This window comes from Aeromonas sp. 604176, assembly GCF_049170755.1.
Classification (GTDB): domain Bacteria; phylum Pseudomonadota; class Gammaproteobacteria; order Enterobacterales; family Aeromonadaceae; genus Aeromonas; species Aeromonas veronii_A.
Genome location: NZ_JAAKNE010000040.1, coordinates 1 through 15,958, shown reverse-complemented (window position 1 = coordinate 15,958; position 15,958 = coordinate 1). Strand labels below are relative to the sequence as shown.

Sequence of the window (15,958 nt, the reverse complement as noted above, 5' to 3'; positions counted from 1 at the left end):
CGCCCCGAAGGCGCTCTTTTTGTGAACATGGCAAGACCGTTAGTAGCTGTCTTCCTGCTCCGCCTTCATCCGGGCCCGACGGGCATAGGCCTCCTCCTCGGCGCTCTCAATCTCCTGCAGCACCGAATCGAGATCGATGGCGGCGCGGCTCTCTTCAAAGTGACCGGTCAGCTCGCTCTCGGGGGTGAGTTTGCCATCTTCAAACAGCGCCCACATCTCCTGGGCATAACGGGTCTTGAGCAGTTCGGGGGCATACATGCCGTAGTAGTTGCGCATGTTGTTGACGTCCCGCTCCAGCATCGCCTTGGCCTGATTGTTGGCGGCGGCATCCACCACCTGGGGCAGGTCGATGATGACGGGGCCCTGGCTATCCACCAGCACGTTGAACTCCGAGAGATCACCGTGGATAAGACCGGCGCAGAGCATCCGCACCACATAGCGGATCACCTTGTGGTGATCGATGACCGCCTGCTCGGGGGTGAGTGCCACATCGTTGAGGCGCGGCGCGACATTGCCATCCTCATCGGTGATAAGTTCCATCAAGAGGACACCATCGAGGCAGACATAGGGCTGTGGCACCCGCACACCGGCCGCCGCCAGCTTGAACAGGGCGTCGACCTCGGTGTTCTGCCACACCTCTTCATGCTGTTTGCGGCCATACTTGGAGCCCTTCTCCATGGCGCGGGCGCTGCGGCTGTTCCGCACCTTGCGCCCCTCCTGATAGACCACGGCCTGCTTGAAGCTGCGCTTGGACGCCTCTTTATAGACTTTGGCGCAGCGGATCTCGTCGCCGCAGCGCACCACATAGACGTCGGCCTCTTTGCCGCTCATCAACCGGCTGACGACCTCATCGACCAGGCCGTCATCAACCAGAGGTTGGATTCGATTTGGAATTTTCATGGCCGCCCTTTTACCCTATTTCCGCTCTCGAAGATAGCTCCGCGCACGCTCACCTGCCTCTCCCTTTCATAAGACACCCTGTTATCCCCTGTTTGCGCTGTTTTTGTCCACCCGTTCGCCTTAAAAACCACCAGCAGCAGGCCTAATACGAAAGGCGCCTGTGCCAACAAAAATGGCCCGCAAGCGGGCCAATTTTCAAGGTTCGGGCGGCAAGCCCTGACGAATGCGCTGGATCCCCGCTTCATAGAGGCCGTCATCCCCCTCCTGATGCTCCAGGGTTTCGAAGATCTTGAGAAACCACATGTACTGCTCGGGATGGCGGGCCACCTGCATCTCCACCACCCGGTTCATGGCATTGACGTCTGCCAGCAGATCGGCGGTGGGATAAGGGTCAAACGGCGGCTCAATCTCCAGCAGATAGCGTCCCTCATCCTCGTCATAGCTGGCGAAGATGGGCACGGCTCTGGCACCGGTCAGCTTCACCAGCTTGGGCAGCGCGGGCAGGGTTGCTTTGGGACGGCCAAAGAAGGGAACAAACACACTCGCCTCGCGGCCGTGATCCTGATCCGGTAGATAGAAGAAACTGGCACCAGCGCGGATCGACTTGATCGCCGGTTTGATGCCGGCGCTGCGCTCATAGACCTTGCCCCCTTTGGCCCGCTCGCGGTTGATGTACCAGTCGAACACCTGATCTTTCGGGCTCTTCATCATGGTGCACATCTCGATGCCCATCATGGAGAAGTAGCGGCCAATCATGTCGACCGCCCAGGTATGAGGCACCACCAGGATCACCGGGCGGCCCGCTGCTTGCTCCGCTTGCACATGCTCCCAGCCGGTGACCTTGATGCGGCGGGTCAGCCGCGCCTTGCTGCGCCAGCTGAGCTCGCCAAAGCCCATAAAGGTCTTGAGCCCGACCCGGATCGATTTGAGCAGCAGCGCCTGACGTGCGGCGGCATCCAGCGTTGGAAAGCAGATCTTGAGGTTGGTATCGGCAATATAGGCCTGCTTTTTCGAAAAACGCAGCAGGGTCGGTGAGACCAGATCGGCAAAGCGATCCCGCAACCTCGCAGGAGTAAATGCCAGCAGGGAGAGCAGGCCCAGTGCGAACCAGCTGCCCCACCATTTGGGATGCAGCAGGCGGCTATGAAATGAGGTATCAAATACCGGATCTAACGCAGACATGGCGACCATCAAGTCATCAAAAACAAGCGGTTATTGTAATTATCCTGACATTTTTTTCTACCCTGAGGAGGCTTGCTATCGACCTGCAAGGCACAGATCAGACTAGTTATCATAAAAAATGGCCCACCTGGGGCCATTTCAATCAATTCAAATTCTGGGTCAGCTGTGGGGAGACAATCCCTTGCGGATCCGGCGTATCCCCTCTTCGTAGAGGCCATCCAGCCCCTCCTGATCCTGACGGGTATCGAAGATCTTGAGGAACCACATGTACTGGCCCGGATGGCGCATCAGCTGCTGTTGCACCATGTCGTTCATGCGACAGGTATCGGCCATCACATCCTCGGTGGGATAGTTGTCGAACGGTGCCTCAATCTCCAGCCGGTAGCAGTGGTTCGCTTCGTCATAGCAGGCGAGCAGCGGCACCGCCTTGGCGCCACTGACCTGCACCAGACGGGGCAAGGCAGGCAGGGTCGCTTTGGGATAGCCAAAGAAGGGGGCAAAGATGCTCTTCTCGCGGCCATGATCCTGATCCGGCAGATAGAAGAAGCTGCGACCGCTCTTGATGGTCCTGATCACCGCCTTGATCCCGGCGCTGCGCTCATAGACGCGGCAACCGTTCTTGGCTCGTGCCCGGTTGAGGTGCCAGTCAAACACCGGATTGCGCGCCCGTTTCATCATGGTGCACATGGGCACCCCGCGCTGGGTAAAGCAGTAACCGGCGGCATCCACCGGCCAGGTATGGGGCACCACCAGGATCACCGGACGACCGGCCGCCCGCTCCGCCTCGATATGCTCCCAACCGATCACCTGCATCCGGCTCATCAGATAACGCTGGCTGCGCATGGTGAACTCGCCAAATCCCAACAGACTCTTGAGGCCGACCCGGATCGAGGTCAGTACAATGGCATCCCGCTCTTCCGGGCTCTTGTCCGGGAAGCAGATCTCCAGATTGGTTCTGGCGATATAGATCTGTTTTTTCGAGATACGAAACACCAGCGGTGCCAAGGCTTCGGCCAAACGGTCGCGCAATCGCACCGGCACAAAGGCCAGCAACATCAGCACACCGAGCGCCAGCCAGCTGAACCAGTAGCGAGGATGCAGAAAACGGGCTTCAAAAGAGGAGTCAAATACGGGATCTTGGGACGACATGTATTGGGGTCGAGCGAAAAAGTGGTGCTGCATTGTAGTCGTCCTGACAGGTAATACCAGTTAAATCCATGGCAAATAGCCCGCCACAGGCGCCACATCAAAAAACCATAAAAAATGCCCCGCACTGCGGGGCATTTTGCTCGTTACACAACCAGGGTGGAGGCTCTTTGTCCATCCATCGTATGACTGGTCGTTTATCCCGTCGCTCTCGGAGCGCACTGCTTATCCATTTCCCGATGTCACATCTTCTTCAAGATTTAACGGTGAGCACCCTGGCGGGCCATGCCGTTATTCATTTCGGTATTACGCTGCGGCAGAAAAAACATCAGGTAACGCAGTGCCACATACCCGACGATGACGGTAGCCACCCCCAGCTCGAAGTGGGCCAGCTGTCTGATCTGCTCGACGTAGTGACTGCCTTGTGCAAACCCTTCAACCAGATGAGCCACTTTGAACAGGGCGGTGGCACCGATCACCAGCGGGAAGGTGAAGGCGGCATAACCCGGCGAGAAGGGCAGACGCAGCAGTTTGATGAAGGCCAAATAGATGATACCGGTCATCAGGATGGCAATCCCCAACAGCACGGCCACCAGCAGCAGTGACGGCTCCTGGCTGACGGTCAGGTAACCGGCCAGAGAGAGGCTGGCAGGAGCCGCCAGAATGGCGATGGTCGGTTTGGCGGCATCCGGCACTTCATGGCTGAAGATCAGGCGATAGAGCATCAGCGGCAGCATCAGGCCATAGCAGATGATCCCGAACCAGAGCAGACCGTTGGCCAGCGGGGCAAATTGACCACCCGGGAAGGCGACGTCAGCCACGATGATCCCCACCGGCGGCACGAACCAGCTCGGCACCATGTGGTGAATTTCAAACTCTTTGGCACGATGCCAGATAAAGGTGGCCAGGAACAGCAGGTGAACCGCCACGGCAAACAGCCAGAGGGCCTCGCCCGCTTGCGGCGCAAGCATACCGAGCGCTTTGGAGACCACCATGGTGCCCATGGCATAGGTCGGTACCACACTACCCACCACAGGGTGAGCGAGATCCTGCAACAGCAGACGGGGGTGAAGCAGAAACTTGAAGGTCAGGATCACCAGCAGCACGGCCGCGATGGCTGCGCCCAGCAGTTGCATCCGGCCATCGAAGTGACCGGCATTTTCCCAACACCAACCAAGGCTGGCGATGCCCAGCGCCAGACCCGCCATGGGGGTTGGGGCGGCAGCCAGTGATTTACGGGTTCTTGCGATCATGATGACACCTTTCTATTGATGACTATGGCGATAGGATAATGGCCCCTTATCGTTTACGATATCTAAATGAATTAAATCAATCATTCAGGAAAACCAAACACGATGAAACTGACCCTGCAGCAGCTGAAAGTGTTCGCCACCATTGCCCGCTATGGAAACCTTGGCCTTGCCGCCAACGAGCTCTGCCTGAGCAAGGGGGCTGTCTCCCAGTCGCTGCAGGAGCTGGAGCGCCAGCTCTCCACCCCGTTGTTTGACCGCATTCACCCCAGATTGCAGCTCAACAACGAGGGGCGCCTGCTGCAACCGGCCGCCGAAGAGCTGCTGACCCGGATGCAGGATATCGAGAACCTGTTCAGTCCCGATGCCGAGCCGAGCGGCCAGCTTCGCCTTGGTGCCAGCCAGACCATCGGCAACTACCTGCTCCCCACCCTGCTCGCCAGCAGCAAACAGGAGCTGGGGCTCCCCCCCAAGGTGACCATCAACAACACTCACCTGCTCTGCCATGCACTGGCCAACTTCGAGCTGGATATGGCGCTGATCGAGGGGGAGAACCACCATCCCGACCTGCTTGCCGAACCCTGGCTGCAGGACGAGATGCTGGTGGTGGCTCCCCCCGCTCACCCGCTTGCCAACAAGAAGGAGCTCACCCTCTCCCGACTGGGGGGCGAGACCTGGGTATTGCGTGAAGCACAATCGGGCAGCCGCGAGCAGTTTATCCAGCAGATCCAGCCCGAGCTGCCCCGCTGGCAACCAGGGCTTGAACTCAACACCCTGGAGGCGGTGATGCTGGCGGTCGAGAAAGGGCTTGGTATCTCTTTTATCTCCCGGCTGGCAGCCTCGGATCGCCTGGCAGATGGGCGGCTGATCGCCCTGCCCCTCTCCCGCCGCTTCCCGCGCCAGCTCTCCCTTATCTGGCACAAGCAGAAGTACCACTCCACCTCCCTGCGCCACTTTATCCACTTCTGCCGGGCTCAGGTGAACAATGCCGAAGTGAGCCGCGCAGAGTAACGCCCGCTCGGAGCGCCGCTGGCTGGTCCGCCCACCAATAACGGAAAAAGCAGAGAGGGAGCCACGGCTCCCTCTCTTTGATTCTCTTCTGAGTATCACTTCGCCAGACTGCGCAACCAGCTGATCTCCTCGCCCCAGATGGACTCGTCTATGGTCTCGAGGATCAGCGGAATGCGATCGAAGCGATCATCATTCATGATGTGGTGGAATACCGCCTCTCCCAGATTGCCCTCCCGCAAGCTGTGATGGCGATCGACCCGGCTACCGAAGGTGCACTTGGCGCCGTTGATATGCATCCCCTTGAGATAATGAAAACCCACCGTGCGATCGAACTCGGCAAAGACAGTGGCGCAGCTCTCGGCGGTGCGCAGATCATAACCTGCGGCAAAGGCGTGGCAGGTATCGAAGCAGATCCCGACCCGGCTCTTGTCCTCCACCCCCTCGATGATGGTAGCGAGGTGCTCGAACGACCAGCCGAGGTTGGTCCCCTGCCCGGCGGTGTTCTCGATCACCGCCGTCACCCCCTCACTGCGCTCCAGTGCCCAGTTGATCGACTCGCTCACCAGCTTGAGGCTGGCCGCCTCAGGGATCTGCTTGAGATGGCTACCGGGGTGGAAGTTCAGATAACAGAGCCCCAGCTGCTCGCAGCGTTTCATCTCGTCGAGAAACGCATCGCGGGATTTGGCCAGACCATCGGGATCCGGGTGGCCCAGATTGATGAGGTAACTGTCGTGGGGCAGGATCTGCTCCGGCAGAAAACCGGCCTTGTCACAGGCCGCCTTGAAGGCGCGGATGGTGGCATCCGACAAGGGGGCGGCCTGCCACTGACGTTGATTCTTGGTAAAGAGGGCAAACGCGTTGGCCCCGATGGCCTGGGCGCGGGCGATGGTATTCTCCACCCCGCCGGCCGCACTGACGTGGGCTCCGATATATTTCATACAATCTCCTCGATACGGCAAGCCGCCATTATGCCGATCCCGCCCGGCCACGCCAAACCGGGATATCCGATAGCGGGTATCGACAAATAGCGCCGCCTATACAAGGCGCTGCGTTTCATGGCGTAATCGGCCTTCGCTGTGGCAACCTCTCCCCAGAAGGGATAGTTAGAGCCCGCCCGCGCCAGCATGGCGCCCATAAAAAAACGCAGCGTATCGCCTGAGCAATAACGCTGCGTCTTTGGGTCTCTCGGCCGTCCCCCTTGCCGTGACCCGAATGGCCAGCGACAAGGGAGCAAGAATGCGCGGGGAGAGTGCCTTAGAAAGGCATTTTAAAACCTGGCGGCAGTTGCATGCCACCGGTCAGCTCGCCCATCTTGGCCTTGTTCTGCTCTTCCACACGACGCACGGCATCGTTGCAAGCGGCAGCGACCAGATCTTCCAGCAGCTCCTTGTCATCTTCCATCAGGGAGGGGTCGATCTCGATGCGACGGACGCTGTGGCTACCGGTCATGGTAACCTTGACCATGCCAGCACCGGCTTCACCAGTCACTTCCATCTGAGCCAGCTGCTCTTGCGCCTTTTGCATACGCTCTTGCATCTGTTGGGCCTGTTTCATCAGGTTCCCCATTCCACCTTTACCAAACATATGTCGTCTCTCGTCTTGAAATCCGGCATCCAGCGCCGGGCTGTGGGCTTGTCTGTCCTAAATGGGGACAGCCAAACTGCTTTTCAACCGGAAGCAAGCTCCCGGCCACGGAATTTAGCGGTTGAGGGGCTCGATGCTCTCGTGATGAAGCACGGCACCAAACCGCTGAACTAAAAACTGCACGTTGGGATCCTGCTCCAGATCCCGGGTCACCTGCTCGCGCACCCCGAGATAGAGGCGGTGTTCGATCTCGAGGGGGGTCTCCTGGTCAGGCACCACACCGAGCGTCACCTCGACCTGCACCGGTTGACCCAGCGCCGGCCCGATGATCTCGGCCAGATCGGCGCGCGCCTTGTCGCTCACCAGATGGCGCTGCTCGGGCTTGAGAGTTAGCAGTACCTTGTCCCCTTCCCGCGTCATCACCGAGTTGATGGCCAACTGGCGCAGCCGCCCTCCCACCTGAGTGTGAGCGATCAACTCGGCCCAAGGGTCGCCGCAACCATTGAGCAGCGAGGAGGGGATAAGGCGAGTCGCCTCTCCCTCTTGCGGCTCGCTGTCGCTCTCGAGCTCATCCCAGTCGATGGTCTCCATCACCGGCTGAGGGGGTTCATCCTGCGTCACAGGGGCTGCAGCCACCACCGTAGTGGCAACGGGCGGCTGGATCGCAGGGGCTGGCGTCACCGCAGGCGCCGCAGCACTGCGCTCACCGGGTCGATAGCTCGGCTGCCCGTCGAGATCCCAGGGTGGCAGATCGGTTGGCTGGGCCGGTGCCGTGACGGGGGCATGGCTCATCACCGGAGTCTGCTCGGCAAAGCCCTGATTGAGGTACTCTTCGTATTCCCCGTTGTCACTCTGCGGCTCGTAACCGTCGCCATAGAGATCCACCGGTGGCAGATCATCATAGTGTCCCATCGTCGCCATCCCCTGCCCGGCCGGTTGGCCGACCGGAGCTGGCTGTTGGGTGACGGCCGGTGCAGCAGCGGGCGCGACAGGACGAGCTGGCGCAACCGGCACTGCGCGCGGTGCGGGCGCCGCCGGGGCATCCTGACCACGCTGGCGGCTGCGCAGCATGTTTCGCTTGCCAAGCAGGCTCTGCATGCTCGATACCGCTGAAACAGCTTCAGGTGCGCTAATGGGCGTGGTTATCGGCTCGAGCGCGGGCTCGAAGGTAGCGGTCAGCAATTCGCCACGTGAATGGTCCGCGTAGGCTGCGGCAGACGCTTGTTCATCAGCATCTGCGGGCTGTGCAGCTGAGTGCGCAGACACATCGGGCTGCGCATGGGTCAACGCGGGCTCGGGTTGATACCCCATGCCCGCAGCTTCGCGCAGCAGCTCATCCTGCTGGCTGAACAGCTCGGCGGCTTGCGCCTCCTCCTCGCTATCGGCGGGGTTGCCGATGTCATCCGTCATCGCAGGCAGGGAGACATCAACCGCGGGCACGGCGCCGCTGATCGGTGCCACTGCGGCCGATTCAGCGGCCGGGCGCTTTCCCGGCAAGGAGGCTACCGGAGTGGCGCTGCTCGCCGCCCTGCTCGTCATTGACGGAGGCAGCGCAGTGAGGCTGGCCGGATGCTGGGCATCGCGCCGGGGCGAGAAGGCGAGCATCCGCAGGCAGGTCATCTCCAGCGCGGTGCGGCCATCGGGGGCCCAGGGCAGATCTTTACGGCCACCCAGCACAATCTGGTAGCAGAGCTGCACCTCTTCCGGGCTCATCGCCTTGGCCAGTTGCAGCAGGGAATCAGCATCCGCCCCCTGCTCCTGCACACTGGCAGGCAGCAGTTGTGCCATGGCGATGCGATGGAGCAAGCCTTCCAGCTCGGCGTGGAGCTGATCAAAATCGGGGCCCAGGGTGGCGATCTCGGTGATCTTGGCCATGGTCGCGGGGGCATCTTGCCGCAAAATGGCTTCCAGCAGCTGGTGCAGATGGCGGTGATCGAGCGTGCCCAGCATCGCCAGCACGCTCTCGAGGCGCACGCTGCCATTGCCGTGAGCCAGCGCCTGATCGGTCAGGCTCAGGGCATCGCGCATACTGCCGTCAGCGGCTTTGGCCAGGGCCAGCAGGGCGCGTGGCTCAAACGGCTGCCCCTCCTGATCAAGCACCCATTCGAGCTGCTTGGCGATCTGGGTCTGATCCAGACTCTTCAGATGAAACTGCAGGCAGCGCGAAAGGATGGTAATGGGCAGCTTCTGCGGATCCGTGGTGGCCAGCAGAAACTTCACATAGGGAGGCGGCTCTTCCAGGGTTTTCAGCAACGCGTTGAAGCTGTGGCGCGACAACATGTGCACTTCATCGATGAGGTAGACCTTGAAGCGGCCGCGGGCTGGGCGGTACTGCACGTTGTCGAGCAGCTCGCGGGTATCTTCCACCTTGGTTCGCGACGCCGCGTCAATCTCCAGCAGGTCGACAAAGTTGCCCTGATCGATCTCGCGGCAGGTATCGCAGACACCGCATGGGTGGCTGCTGATCCCCTGCTCGCAGTTGAGGCTCTTGGCCAGAATACGGGCGATGGTGGTCTTGCCGACCCCTCGGGTACCGCTCAGCAGATAGGCGTGATGCAGCCGTCCCTGATCCAGGGCGTTGGTCAAGGCGGTCAGCACATGTTGCTGGCCTACCACTTGTTCAAACGTATGGGGGCGCCATTTACGCGCCAGAACCTGATAGCTCATAAATCCATCATGCAGGGAATACAGGGCATTGAGGCCGGATGCTAACACAAATGGCGGGCTGGCTGTATCGGCTATCGGTCAGAGCGGGAGGGATCGCTTGATTTTCAAACCGATGCCCGCAAGGGCACCGGTTCAATGCAGGCCCGATGCAGAGGATCGGGCCGAAGAGGCATTACTCGCCGGCCAGCTCGACCAGTGAGACCACCTTGATGCCAGCGGCAGTCAGGCGGGCATCGCCACCCAGAGACGGTAGGGAGATGATGAAGGCCGCATCGGCCACTTCACCACCGGCACGGCGGATCAGCTTGACGGTCGCATCGACGGTACCGCCGGTCGCCAGCAGATCGTCCACGACCAGCACCTTGTCACCGGGCACGATGGCATCGGTGTGCAGTTGCAGGGTGTCGGTGCCGTATTCGAGGGCATAGGACTCCTCGATCACTTCGCGCGGCAGCTTGCCCGGCTTGCGGACCGGCACGAAGCCCAGTCCCATGGCGAAAGCGACCGGTGCACCAAAGATGAAGCCGCGGGCTTCGGTGCCAACAATCTTGGTGATCCCTTGATCACGATAATGATTGGCCAGCAGATCGATGGTGGCCTTGAAGGCCTCAGCGTTTTCGATCAGGCTGGTAATGTCACGAAACAGAATGCCCGGCTTCGGATAGTCGGGAATGGTCTTGATGCTTGCTTCGATAAATTTCAGGGTTTCCGGATTCATGTGTTGACCGCTTATTTTTTGACCCAGGGGTGGCCATTTTTTCTCAATTCCCTTCTGCGGGAAATAAAAAAGCCTGTCACGCAAAAATGACAGGCCGACTCCATAGCATTATTGCTGCAATAGCTTAGGGACTTCACTTCACCATTGCAACTGGCTCCAGCACTGGCAGACGCATTAACCAGGTGAGCAGGATCACCATTATGACAACCAGCAGCCCCTTGACCCACAGCAGTGGCACCACCGCCAGCGACACCGAAAAGGTGAGCAAAATGAAGATAATGGCGCGCCGTCTGGCCTGACGACGAATGCCGCGATACTGTTGCCAATCCACGATGGGCGGGCCAAACCAGGGATGGGTCAGCAACCAGCGATGAAAACGGGGCGACGAGCGGGCAAACAGGGCGGCAGCCAGCAACATGAAGGGGGTGGTCGGCAAGAGCGGCAGCACAATGCCCACGATACCGGTGGCAAATGCCAGCCACCCGAGCGCCATCAGACACCAACGCTTCATTCCTTCTCCTTGCATAATTTACCTCCCTCTAGCCTAACAGAGTTTGAGCGGGTGCTGACAGCGGGCCGCAACCCCACTACAATCTGCGCTCTTTTTTCTTGCCACTCTCGTCGGAAAGCCGTTATGCGCGTTATTTTGGCCCCCATGCAGGGGGTGCTGGATCACCTGATGCGGGAGGTACTCACCTCCGTCAATGATTACGATCTCTGCGTGAGCGAGTTTATCCGGGTCGTCGATCAACTGCTGCCCGCCAAGGTGTTCTACCGCCTTTGCCCTGAACTGCTGCAAGATGGCAAAACCCGCGTAGGCACCCCGGTGCGGGTACAACTGCTGGGGCAACACCCAGAGTGGCTGGCCGAGAACGCCGTGCGCGCCATCGAGCTGGGCTCCCCCGGGGTCGATCTCAACTTCGGCTGTCCCGCCCCTACAGTCAACAAGAGCAAGGGCGGTGCGGTGCTGCTCAAAGAGCCCGAGACCATCTACCGCATCGTCAAGGCAGTGCGCGAGGCGGTGCCCGCCCATCTGCCGGTGAGCGCCAAAATTCGCCTCGGTTACGACGACAAGGATCTCTATCTGGAAAACGCTCAGGCGGTCTTCCAGGGGGGCGCCAACGAGCTGGCCGTTCATGCCCGCACCAAGCGCGAAGGGTACAAGGCCCCCGCCCACTGGGAGTATGTGGACGCCATTCGCCGCGCCCTGCCCATCCCCGTCACCGCCAACGGCGAAATTTGGGATCATAAAGATGCCCTCACCTGCGCCAGGGTCTCGGGTTGTGATGCCCTGATGGTCGGGCGCGGCGCCATCTCCCTGCCCAATCTGGCCAACGTGATGAAAACCGGCTGCCCGCACATGAGCTGGGCCGAGGTGCTGCATTTGATGGTGAGCTATACCGAGCAGGATCTGGCCAGCGAAAAAGCCGACTACTACCCCAGCCGCATCAAACAGTGGTTCAGCTATCTCAAGCGGGAATATCCCGAAGCGGACCAGCTGTTTCAGGAGATCCGGGTGCTCAAAGAGACGGCTCCCATCCGCGATGCCCTGTTGCAAGCAGCCAAAAGCCACGGCTAACCACGTTTAACTTGACGCATATCATCTTGATAGAGTTATCGGATCCCTATACTGCCCCGAATCTGTCGTCTGTCCTGTGGGGGATAATGTGTGTGAAATGACGCAAGCACAGTTGACTGTCTGGCGTAATCGCCTGCTGTCAGACTGGGCCCAAGTACGAGAAACGCTGATCGGTCAGCTCAAAGCCTGCCGCCGTGACGAGTGGGCCGAACAGGTCGGTCACTGCGAGCAGGATCAACTGGTGGAACTGACCAGCCGGCTGGATCTGCCGAAGGTTGAGCAGAGCGTGGCCCGCCTCAAGCGGATCGATGCGGCACTCTGCCAGATGGATCTCGGCCTCTATGGCCTCTGCTCCGATTGTGAAGAGCCGCTTTCCATCGAACAGCTGGAACAGGATCCGACCCTGCAACGCTGCCCGCGCTGCGAAGCCCGCTATCGCAAGGGATTCCACGCCCACGAACTGTGATGGATGCACCTCTGTGCATCCACTCACCCCTCTTCTCTACTGGTTAGTCCGTCATTCCTGTCCAATACTCAACCCTATCAGCCGATCCGGGGGGATAAGGTGTGTACAGAGTCTTGCTGATATGGTGTTTATGCTGCCAAGCAATAGCACAAGAGCCCCTGGTTGTAGGCTGGACAGAGTGGCAACCCTTCAGTTTTCGCGATAAGCAGCAACAGTTGCGGGGGCTGGACGTTGAGCTGGTCCACGCCATCTTCCAGCGAGCCGGTTATCAGGCCAGATTCAGCGAAATGCCTTGGTCTAGGGTGCTTCATGAACTGCGTTTTGGCACGGTACAACTTGCCATGTCTGCCAATATCACCACCGAACGACAACAATATGCGCGATTCACCCATCCCTACCGGGAAGAGCAGGCCGTTATTATTATCCGCCGGCAGGATGAGCAACGCTGGCGCGACATTACCTCGCTGGCATCGCTGCGCGAACGAGCTGACTTCAATATTGGTGTACTCAAGAATTTTGATTACGGCAATGCCTTTCGCCAGCTGATGACCGAACCCGAAATGCAACCACGCCTGCAGATACGCCTGAGGCTGGATCAGCTGTTGAAGATGCTACGGGCTGGGCGAGTTCAGGGGCTCGTGCTAGACCCCCACGGGATGCAGGGGTTGAGTGATGATGGAGATATACTTTCCGAATTCAAGATCCAGCTGCCGCTCGAGCAGACACCAGTACACCTGATGCTAAGCAAAGAGAGCACCACAAAGGCGCAACTGCACCGGATCAATCAGGCCATCCATCAGTTGAAACAGAGCCCCGACTATCAGCAGATCCTCGACCGCTACCAGTTCAGATCACTGCAACCATAACAAAACACTCAATGAGCAAGGGGAGCATCCGCTCCCCTTGCCGTCTCAAGCAAACCCTATCTTGTCTCAAACTAACCTTGTTGCGACTTGCCAAGACGATTTGGCCACCGATGACATGATGGGTTACCTCTGCCCGTCAGCATCCCAGCACAATGTCAGCAAGATGGGCGAAGTGGTGGATCTCGTGGGTCGCATCGCATTCGCCCGAGTGCCGCCTCGGGTTATACCAGCAGGTGGCCAATCCCTGTGACGCAGCCCCGGCAATATCAGTTTTCGGATTGTCCCCCACCATTAGCACTCTGGCCGGATCCGGCTTCCCCATCAGGGAGAGGGTGTGCTGGAAAATAGCCGGCGCCGGCTTGGTCACCCGGATCTCGTCAGAGATCACCAGGGGCTCGAACCACTCGCTCCAGCCCAGTTTTCCAAGTCTGCCACGTTGGGGGACGCTGAAACCATTGGTGATGATCCCCATCCGCACCTTGCTGCGCAATTGCTGCAGGGTCTCGACCACCCCTTCGAGGGGCATGCTAAGGGCAATGATCTGCTCCAGAAAGGTATTGTTCATCGCCATGGGGTCGGCGGCAACTTGCTGGGCAAAGAGGGAGAAGCGGGTCTGCTGCAGCACTGTCGCATCGATCTCGCCATCGTTGTACTGCTGCCAGAGCTCATGGTTGATAGCATGGTACTGCGCCATGCTGGCGTCATCGGCCTCCACACCATAGATCTGCAGCGTTTGCACCAGTGCCTCGGCGACCGGGAAATCGAGCAGGGTTTCATCCAGATCGAACAGCACCCAGTCATAGCTTGGTTGTTTCACAGAAATCCTTTTATCAGTCAGATTATTCGGAAGCTGAGTGCCCCACTCGACCGAGTGGGCCAGCCAGCAGATCCAGCGTGAGCCGCACACCAAAGCCGGTCACTTCGCTGGAGACCACCCCATTGCCCCCCTTGTTGCGAAAACCGCTCAGGTCGAAGTGCAGCCAGGGCGTCTGCTCGGGGATAAAATGGGCAAGAAAGCGGGCCGCATCAATGTGATCCGGCGAACTGCCTGGTGCACACTGCAACAGATCGGCCCACTCGCTCTCGATATTTTCATCGTAATCCTCATCGAGCGGAAAGGGCCAGACTCGTTCACCGCTGTGCTGACCCAGCTTGACCAGCGATGCCAGCCATTCGCGGCGATTGGTAAAGACGCCGCTATAGCGACTGCCCAATGCCCGCTTGCAAGCGCCGGTCAGAGTCGCATAATCGATCAGCAGATCCGGAGTATCCTGCGCCGCCATCGTCAGGGTATCGGCCAGCACCATTCGTCCCTCCGCATCGGTATCCACCACTTCGATGGTGAGACCATTCATCGCTGTCACCACTTCACCCGGACGATAAGCCTGGGGACCGATATGATTCTCGGCAATCGCCAACCAGCAGTGAACCTCATAGGGCAGCTGAGCCCGACTGATGGCATAAAGGGTACCCAGCGCCACCGCACTGCCCCCCATATCGAGATGCATGCCATACATGCTGCCGGAAACCTTGAGGTTATAGCCACCTGAGTCATGGCAGATCCCCTTGCCCACCAGCGCAATGCGGCGTACCGGCTTGGGCGGGTAGTAGCTGAGCTTCACCATGGCCCCCTGATTATCTTCCGAACCGCGGGCTACCGCCAAAAAAGCCCCCGCTCCCAGCTCGGCCAGCTGCGCCTGATCGTAGTGATGGCACTGCCAACCTTCATCCTGAGCCAGCTGGCTGACGAACTCGCGATAGCTGGCCGCAGTCAGCTCCGAGGCGGGTAACACCGCCAAATGACGAGCCAGCCCATTGCCCCCTGCTTCGCTGTAGATACGAGCCAGATCCAGCACTACAGCAGGAGAGACCGACACATGCTGATAGTTCCAGCCACTTTCGCTACGGCTTTTGCTGGTCGGCAACGGTAGATTGGCAGCCAACAGAGCTGACAACATCAATTCAGCCAGCATCACCCGCTCTGAGGGGGAGAACCCCTCCAGATGCAGCCCGAGCCGCTCTACCTTGAGCCCGGAGAGCGGGGCTATCCAACCTCTGACCTGCTTATAAAGACGGTGATCCCGCGTCACATTGCCGGTCACCAATATGACCAGCAACAGGGTGGAACCATGCATCAGGGTGAAAGGTGCTTTTTGCCCAAGCGCCAACTGGGTGTTGATCCCCGACAGGGCCGGTAGCGACAGCAATGCCTCCTTTTGCTCTTCGGCGATCAGCAGCAGTTGCAATGGCAAGCCCTGTGAAAGGGTCTCGGTCAGCGTGGCATCCCGGCTTTCAATGGCAGGAGGAAGATAGGTAAAAGGAGTGATCACAGGCGCGTGCCTCATCCATGAAGAGATATCTGATGATACCTAACAAATGGTCGAGACGACCAGTTATGGTCTTGAAAAAGCGCAGAAAACAGCATTAATCGCCATCGGTTGCATACCCGATGGAGATATATTCAATGTAATGAGGGGGAAAAGAAGAAAACTATCAGGAAGTTGGTTGCGGAGGCCGGATTTGAACCGACGACCTTCGGGTTATGAGCCCGACGAGCTACCGAGCTGCTCCACCCCGCGTCCGAATTGT

Annotated in this window: 15 protein-coding genes and 1 tRNA gene; 4 read left to right on the top strand and 12 right to left on the bottom strand. The window is 59.3% G+C overall.

Going from position 1 to position 15,958, the window contains the following annotated elements; translation table 11 throughout:
* Positions 1 to 39 precede the first annotated feature (39 nt).
* The 4 genes from G5358_RS09480 to G5358_RS09465 form a co-directional block, all read right to left on the bottom strand.
* The gene (locus G5358_RS09480) at positions 40 to 900 is read right to left on the bottom strand and encodes a PA4780 family RIO1-like protein kinase (protein WP_421324002.1); all 861 of its coding nucleotides are present in this window, start codon (positions 898 to 900) and stop codon (positions 40 to 42) included.
* 195 nt (positions 901 to 1,095) lie between these two features.
* The gene (locus tag G5358_RS09475) at positions 1,096 to 2,091 is read right to left on the bottom strand and encodes a lauroyl-Kdo(2)-lipid IV(A) myristoyltransferase (RefSeq protein WP_421324001.1); all 996 of its coding nucleotides are present in this window, start codon (positions 2,089 to 2,091) and stop codon (positions 1,096 to 1,098) included.
* Positions 2,092 to 2,241: 150 nt separating this feature from the next.
* On the bottom strand, positions 2,242 to 3,231 hold the full coding sequence (gene lpxM / locus G5358_RS09470; RefSeq protein WP_421324000.1) for a lauroyl-Kdo(2)-lipid IV(A) myristoyltransferase: 990 nt from the start codon (positions 3,229 to 3,231) through the stop codon (positions 2,242 to 2,244).
* Positions 3,232 to 3,488: 257 nt separating this feature from the next.
* Positions 3,489 to 4,481 carry a TDT family transporter gene (locus G5358_RS09465; RefSeq protein WP_159158840.1) on the bottom strand — a complete coding sequence of 331 codons (993 nt, stop codon included), beginning with the start codon at positions 4,479 to 4,481 and terminating at the stop codon, positions 3,489 to 3,491.
* A 102-nt stretch (positions 4,482 to 4,583) separates the two neighbouring features.
* Between G5358_RS09465 and G5358_RS09460 the strand changes: the two genes are divergently transcribed.
* Entirely contained in the window at positions 4,584 to 5,489 is a 906-nt protein-coding gene (locus G5358_RS09460) for a LysR substrate-binding domain-containing protein (protein WP_421323999.1), read from the top strand.
* 95 nt (positions 5,490 to 5,584) lie between these two features.
* On the opposite strand, the gene nfo is transcribed toward G5358_RS09460, so the two are convergent.
* The 5 genes from nfo to G5358_RS09435 all read right to left on the bottom strand — a co-directional run bounded on the left by nfo (position 5,585) and on the right by G5358_RS09435 (position 10,969).
* A complete protein-coding gene (gene nfo / locus G5358_RS09455) occupies positions 5,585 to 6,427 on the bottom strand; it encodes a deoxyribonuclease IV (RefSeq protein ID WP_421323998.1) in 843 nt (280 codons plus the stop codon).
* A gap of 316 nt (positions 6,428 to 6,743) precedes the next feature.
* Positions 6,744 to 7,073 (bottom strand): YbaB/EbfC family nucleoid-associated protein, encoded by a 330-nt coding sequence (locus tag G5358_RS09450; RefSeq protein ID WP_005333445.1) that lies wholly within the window; start codon positions 7,071 to 7,073, stop codon positions 6,744 to 6,746.
* A 114-nt stretch (positions 7,074 to 7,187) separates the two neighbouring features.
* Positions 7,188 to 9,740 carry a DNA polymerase III subunit gamma/tau gene (gene dnaX, locus G5358_RS09445; protein WP_421323997.1) on the bottom strand — a complete coding sequence of 851 codons (2,553 nt, stop codon included), beginning with the start codon at positions 9,738 to 9,740 and terminating at the stop codon, positions 7,188 to 7,190.
* A 172-nt stretch (positions 9,741 to 9,912) separates the two neighbouring features.
* Positions 9,913 to 10,458 (bottom strand): adenine phosphoribosyltransferase, encoded by a 546-nt coding sequence (gene apt, locus G5358_RS09440; RefSeq protein WP_005333447.1) that lies wholly within the window; start codon positions 10,456 to 10,458, stop codon positions 9,913 to 9,915.
* Between the two features lie 133 nt (positions 10,459 to 10,591).
* Positions 10,592 to 10,969: a YbaN family protein gene (locus G5358_RS09435; RefSeq protein ID WP_005352406.1), complete on the bottom strand. Its 378-nt coding sequence runs from the start codon at positions 10,967 to 10,969 to the stop codon at positions 10,592 to 10,594.
* Between the two features lie 123 nt (positions 10,970 to 11,092).
* Between G5358_RS09435 and dusC the strand changes: the two genes are divergently transcribed.
* The 3 genes from dusC to G5358_RS09420 all read left to right on the top strand — a co-directional run bounded on the left by dusC (position 11,093) and on the right by G5358_RS09420 (position 13,369).
* A complete protein-coding gene (gene dusC, locus G5358_RS09430; RefSeq protein WP_421323996.1) occupies positions 11,093 to 12,037 on the top strand; it encodes a tRNA dihydrouridine(16) synthase DusC in 945 nt (314 codons plus the stop codon).
* Between the two features lie 97 nt (positions 12,038 to 12,134).
* On the top strand, positions 12,135 to 12,503 hold the full coding sequence (locus G5358_RS09425; protein WP_019445807.1) for a TraR/DksA family transcriptional regulator: 369 nt from the start codon (positions 12,135 to 12,137) through the stop codon (positions 12,501 to 12,503).
* Positions 12,504 to 12,661: 158 nt separating this feature from the next.
* Positions 12,662 to 13,369 (top strand): substrate-binding periplasmic protein, encoded by a 708-nt coding sequence (locus G5358_RS09420; RefSeq protein WP_254204286.1) that lies wholly within the window; start codon positions 12,662 to 12,664, stop codon positions 13,367 to 13,369.
* A gap of 136 nt (positions 13,370 to 13,505) precedes the next feature.
* Here the strand turns inward: G5358_RS09420 and yjjG are convergent, their stop codons facing one another.
* The 3 genes from yjjG to G5358_RS09405 form a co-directional block, all read right to left on the bottom strand.
* On the bottom strand, positions 13,506 to 14,186 hold the full coding sequence (gene yjjG, locus G5358_RS09415) for a pyrimidine 5'-nucleotidase (protein WP_216953489.1): 681 nt from the start codon (positions 14,184 to 14,186) through the stop codon (positions 13,506 to 13,508).
* 22 nt (positions 14,187 to 14,208) lie between these two features.
* Positions 14,209 to 15,699 carry a M17 family metallopeptidase gene (locus G5358_RS09410; RefSeq protein WP_421323995.1) on the bottom strand — a complete coding sequence of 497 codons (1,491 nt, stop codon included), beginning with the start codon at positions 15,697 to 15,699 and terminating at the stop codon, positions 14,209 to 14,211.
* 172 nt (positions 15,700 to 15,871) lie between these two features.
* A tRNA-Met gene (locus G5358_RS09405) sits at positions 15,872 to 15,948 on the bottom strand.
* Positions 15,949 to 15,958: the final 10 nt, after the last annotated feature.

Bases quoted from the DNA above. Each gene is read 5' to 3' on its own strand.
- G5358_RS09460 (WP_421323999.1), top strand. From the start codon at position 4,584: ATGAAACTGACCCTGCAGCAGCTGAAAGTGTTCGCCACCATTGCCCGC.
- G5358_RS09475 (WP_421324001.1), bottom strand. From the start codon at position 2,091: ATGGTCGCCATGTCTGCGTTAGATCCGGTATTTGATACCTCATTTCAT.
- nfo (WP_421323998.1), bottom strand. From the start codon at position 6,427: ATGAAATATATCGGAGCCCACGTCAGTGCGGCCGGCGGGGTGGAGAAT.
- G5358_RS09480 (WP_421324002.1), bottom strand. From the start codon at position 900: ATGAAAATTCCAAATCGAATCCAACCTCTGGTTGATGACGGCCTGGTC.
- G5358_RS09435 (WP_005352406.1), bottom strand. From the start codon at position 10,969: ATGAAGCGTTGGTGTCTGATGGCGCTCGGGTGGCTGGCATTTGCCACC.
- lpxM (WP_421324000.1), bottom strand. From the start codon at position 3,231: ATGTCGTCCCAAGATCCCGTATTTGACTCCTCTTTTGAAGCCCGTTTT.
- dnaX (WP_421323997.1), bottom strand. From the start codon at position 9,740: ATGAGCTATCAGGTTCTGGCGCGTAAATGGCGCCCCCATACGTTTGAA.
- dusC (WP_421323996.1), top strand. From the start codon at position 11,093: ATGCGCGTTATTTTGGCCCCCATGCAGGGGGTGCTGGATCACCTGATG.
- G5358_RS09425 (WP_019445807.1), top strand. From the start codon at position 12,135: ATGACGCAAGCACAGTTGACTGTCTGGCGTAATCGCCTGCTGTCAGAC.
- apt (WP_005333447.1), bottom strand. From the start codon at position 10,458: ATGAATCCGGAAACCCTGAAATTTATCGAAGCAAGCATCAAGACCATT.
- G5358_RS09450 (WP_005333445.1), bottom strand. From the start codon at position 7,073: ATGTTTGGTAAAGGTGGAATGGGGAACCTGATGAAACAGGCCCAACAG.
- G5358_RS09465 (WP_159158840.1), bottom strand. From the start codon at position 4,481: ATGATCGCAAGAACCCGTAAATCACTGGCTGCCGCCCCAACCCCCATG.